Origin of the sequence: Desulfofundulus sp., from assembly GCF_049701015.1 — a bacterium.
Lineage (GTDB): Bacteria > Bacillota > Desulfotomaculia > Desulfotomaculales > Desulfovirgulaceae > Desulfofundulus.
Map to the genome: position 1 here is coordinate 1 of NZ_JBNATZ010000368.1, position 1,844 is coordinate 1,844.

Genomic DNA, 1,844 nt, shown 5'->3' on the forward strand with positions numbered 1-1,844 from the left:
GCGGTCGAATTTGAGCATTATTGTGACATTTTTTTTTAATTCCCGAGGGTACGGTAAAGCCCCTGCTTCTCACGTCTGAGCAGGTTGCCGAGTTAATTATACCTTACCTTATTATAATGACCCAGGATTTTAGACAGTGAAAAAGGGGGGGGTAAAACCAAATATCTGTTCGCAAACAATATTCGCCGGAATTCAAAAGCAAGATCGTACTGGAAATTCTCAAAGAAGAAAAAACCTTCTCTCAGTTATCATCGGAATACGGGGTTCATACCACCACTTAGTTAAAAAGTACCTTAACGATTCGTTTTTTCTCAAAAAAGCTTATTCCTCCACTGGTAAGGCCAAATGCTATTTTATTACCAATTAACTCCGATACCCATGTTTTATCATTATTTTTGTTCATGATCAGCCCGGCATAGATACACCCGAATTCATTCAGGTGAGGAAACGCCGCCTTCCCCCTTTCCTTTTCAGGAAACTTTAAAGAGCAGGCCCCTGGACCGCTCCACCACCTTTAAGCACCTCCAAATAACGTCGTCTCAACTCTTGGCCGGCAAAATACTGCCCGCAGTCCGGTAAAAACTTACTATAACATTACCTTCTCCATCCAGCAAGTACCAGTTTAGAATCCGCTTTTCCCCTTCCTCCCCGCAAACATTGTCCATCAAGGCCAGTTCTCGATTAAAAGGACGACGTATCATACCCCATCCTTCCTCCTGAGCCGTTTCCAGAAGTACCTTTCTGGCGTCTTCAAGAGTGAGGCCAAAAGAACGTACCAGGATAAGGAGCAACTGATTGGCCGAAACATCCCGCGCAGGATTGTCCCAGTCAAAATAAGCATTCCGTACTACTTCCTTCAGATATTTTTTAGCTTTTGTCAAATCTGACATTTTGCTCGTCCTTTCCGCTAACCGATCAAATTTCCCGGCCGGAGGACGCCTTCCCTTTCGTCCCGCGCGTGATCCCCCCAGTAGGGCAGCGCCACGCGGGCCCAGCCTTCCGGCCAGGAACCATCCTGGCGCAGCACGATGACGCTGTAACCTTCCCCGTCAGCGGTAAAAACGTCACTGTCAGTCTCACCCCGGCTTTCTTTGAGCGCCTGTTTAACGGCCGCAAGCAGCGTTTCCAGGCCCTGCCTGTTGCCGACGATATACACGTCGTCGTGCCAGGCGCGCTGGCCGTAAACGTGCAGGAGCGCTATTTCTGTGTCCTCCTTTTTCCTCCTGGACACTGCAACCATTCCCCCTTCCGAAAAAAGACAGTCAGCTGCTGCCCGCAACGGCTTCCAGTATCTTTTCGGCTACCTGCCGGGCCTGGTCAAGAGTGAGCAGGACGCCCTTCTTCGTGTGCACCACCGAGCCGTCCCTCTTCAGGACGAACACCCGCAGGTCCAGGTGCGGCTCCCCGCGGTACAAACCTTTCCTTAAAGCTATTGCTGTGCTGGCACTCTTAGGTAACGCCAGCAGTTCTTCGGCATCCGCAAAAAAACTGTCGTCATCTCCACCGGCAGCCCTGGCCGCCGCCAGCTCCTGCAGTTTGCTCACGCCCATCCCCCCTTCTTTTTACAGTACCACGCACCAGTCAGGACGCAGAAACAGCACCCGCACGGAACCGAACATGCACCGGTGCAGGTACCGCTGCACCGGCAGGTACAGCCTCTCCGGCACCTGGTGCACCTTCTGCCGGAACGCCTCTATCGCCCGGTGCCAGTCGACAAGCCCCGTCTCCGTCAGCGGGATCTCGCCCAAATGCTCCGCCACCACGTACAGGTTCAGCGCTTCCCTCAGCTTCCCGGCCGCCGAGACACGCGACCACAAAGCGATGCCCCAGAACAGGTACAGCAT

At 52.7% G+C, this 1,844-nt stretch carries 4 protein-coding genes and 1 pseudogene; 1 reads left to right on the plus strand and 4 read right to left on the minus strand.

Going from position 1 to position 1,844, the window contains the following annotated elements; translation table 11 throughout:
* Positions 1-161 precede the first annotated feature (161 nt).
* Positions 162-269, plus strand: a pseudogene (locus tag ACPLUI_RS14460) (transposase); the annotation flags it as partial.
* A 270-nt stretch (positions 270-539) separates the two neighbouring features.
* On the opposite strand, the gene ACPLUI_RS14465 reads toward ACPLUI_RS14460, so the two are convergent.
* The 4 genes from ACPLUI_RS14465 to ACPLUI_RS14480 are packed head-to-tail and all read right to left on the minus strand — an operon-like array spanning position 540 to position 1,817.
* Entirely contained in the window at positions 540-890 is a 351-nt protein-coding gene (locus tag ACPLUI_RS14465) for a hypothetical protein (RefSeq protein WP_424660943.1), read from the minus strand.
* A 17-nt stretch (positions 891-907) separates the two neighbouring features.
* Positions 908-1,231 (minus strand): hypothetical protein, encoded by a 324-nt coding sequence (locus ACPLUI_RS14470; protein ID WP_424660944.1) that lies wholly within the window; start codon positions 1,229-1,231, stop codon positions 908-910.
* A gap of 31 nt (positions 1,232-1,262) precedes the next feature.
* On the minus strand, positions 1,263-1,544 hold the full coding sequence (locus ACPLUI_RS14475) for a PC4/YdbC family ssDNA-binding protein (RefSeq protein WP_424660945.1): 282 nt from the start codon (positions 1,542-1,544) through the stop codon (positions 1,263-1,265).
* 18 nt (positions 1,545-1,562) lie between these two features.
* Positions 1,563-1,817 carry a hypothetical protein gene (locus tag ACPLUI_RS14480; RefSeq protein WP_424660946.1) on the minus strand — a complete coding sequence of 85 codons (255 nt, stop codon included), beginning with the start codon at positions 1,815-1,817 and terminating at the stop codon, positions 1,563-1,565.
* Positions 1,818-1,844: the final 27 nt, after the last annotated feature.